Here is a 1,597-nt window from a genome sequence, read left to right as displayed (position 1 = left end):
ATATATGGGGCCGGACATGGCACTGGTTAAATTCACGGTATTAAAACCCTACGTACAATAAGGGACTGACATGTTGGCATTTTCCCGTATGGCACTCCTGATGCTGCTCACGGCGGGGGCTGCACAGGCCGCGCAGTTAACAATAAAAACCCCGCAGCAAACGCTGGCGGTGGTAAAGCAAGCAGACGGCACGCGATTGATTGAGTTTTATCAGCAGGTGGCGTTTCCTGCTGACGTTAACTGGCGCACCGCGTTGATTTCTGATTATGCCAGTACGCAAAAGGTGTATGCGCAGGCAGAAGCGCTGCGTAAATCGCTGGCCGAGTTGGAAACCCGTTGGCGCAACTCCGGCGATGGCGATCTGGCGATTTCAGCCTGGCTGATGCGTAAAATGCTGGATCAGGTCGATGTAGCTGGGAGAATTTCAACGCCGCTCGATCCCGACAGAATTCGTATAACCCCGCGCGCTAATCGCCCGCTGGTGGGTGACTATGCGCTCTATATCGCACCGCTAGCATCGCATTTTACCCTGGCCGGGCTGATCAATACCGATGCTGATATCGCTGAACTGAAAACCGTGGGGGATGTGGCGTTGCAATCCGGCGGGACGGTTAGGGATTATGTGCTGGATCGTCGTTTTCTGACCGGTGCCAATCGGGATGCGGGTTACCTTATTGATGGGCAAGGCGCATGGCGTAAGGTGCCACTGGCGCTGTGGAATCAGCAACATATCGAGCCTGCGGCAGGTGAAACGTTGTTTATTGGTTTCGACCCCAGCGTATTACCCAACGAATTCGCTTCTTTAAACGATCAAATTGCTGATTTTCTGGCTAACCGGATCCCGCACTAATGACAAAGAACAGAAAATTTAAAATAGGGTATCTGTCGTTGGTCATCAGCGGCGTACTGAGTGGTCAGGCTGTGGCACAAGACGTGGCGCAGCAAAGTGATATCGTAAAAAATGTCACCAATTCGAATACCCGCTTCGACAGTGCGGGCGTATCCCAGTCAGATTTTGGTGGCACCGGGTTGCTGCAAATGCCGACGGCACGTATGGCGCGCAGCGGTGAATTCAACCTGAACTACCGTGATAACGAGGAGTACCGGCGTTATTCCGTATCGTTGCAACTGTTTGACTGGCTGGAGACTACAGTACGTTATACCGATATTCGTACTCAGCCTTATAGCGATGTCGCCAGTTTTAGCGGCAAGCAAAGTTATAAAGATAAATCCTTTGATGTCAAAGCGCGGCTATGGCAAGAGAGCGCATGGATGCCGGATGTCTCTTTTGGCTTACGTGATATAGCGGGCACTGGGTTGTTTGACAGTGAATATCTGGTGGCCAGCAAACGCATGGGCCCGTTTGATTTTACTCTCGGCATTGGTTGGGGCAATATGGCCGAGAGCGGCAATATAAAAAACCCTGCCTGTGAGTTCAAAACCAGTTTCTGCCAGCGAGGTGGTAGCTACAAAACGGGCGGTGGGCAATTCGAGGTGGGGAACCTTTTCCACGGCCCGGCAGCGCTGTTTGGTGGGGTAGAATATCAAACTCCGTGGAATCCGCTGCGCTTTAAACTGGAATATGACGGTAACGATT

Annotated in this window: 2 protein-coding genes; both read left to right on the top strand. The window is 52.0% G+C overall.

All coding sequences use genetic code 11. The features are described from left to right. Positions 1-70: 70 nt before the first annotated feature. Positions 71-850: a capsule biosynthesis GfcC family protein gene (locus J5224_RS27170; protein ID WP_264628259.1), complete on the top strand. Its 780-nt coding sequence runs from the start codon at positions 71-73 to the stop codon at positions 848-850. Then, positions 850-1,597: YjbH domain-containing protein (locus J5224_RS27165; RefSeq protein WP_264628258.1), on the top strand; the 748-nt coding region annotated here is incomplete at its 3' end. The genes J5224_RS27170 and J5224_RS27165, both read left to right, overlap by 1 nt.

The organism is Candidatus Symbiopectobacterium sp. NZEC135, assembly GCF_025962695.1.
This window is presented reverse-complemented; position numbering and strand designations above follow the sequence as displayed.

Excerpts from the sequence above, each read along its gene's own strand:
- J5224_RS27170 (WP_264628259.1), top strand. The coding sequence starts at position 71 with ATGTTGGCATTTTCCCGTATGGCACTCCTGATGCTGCTCACGGCGGGG.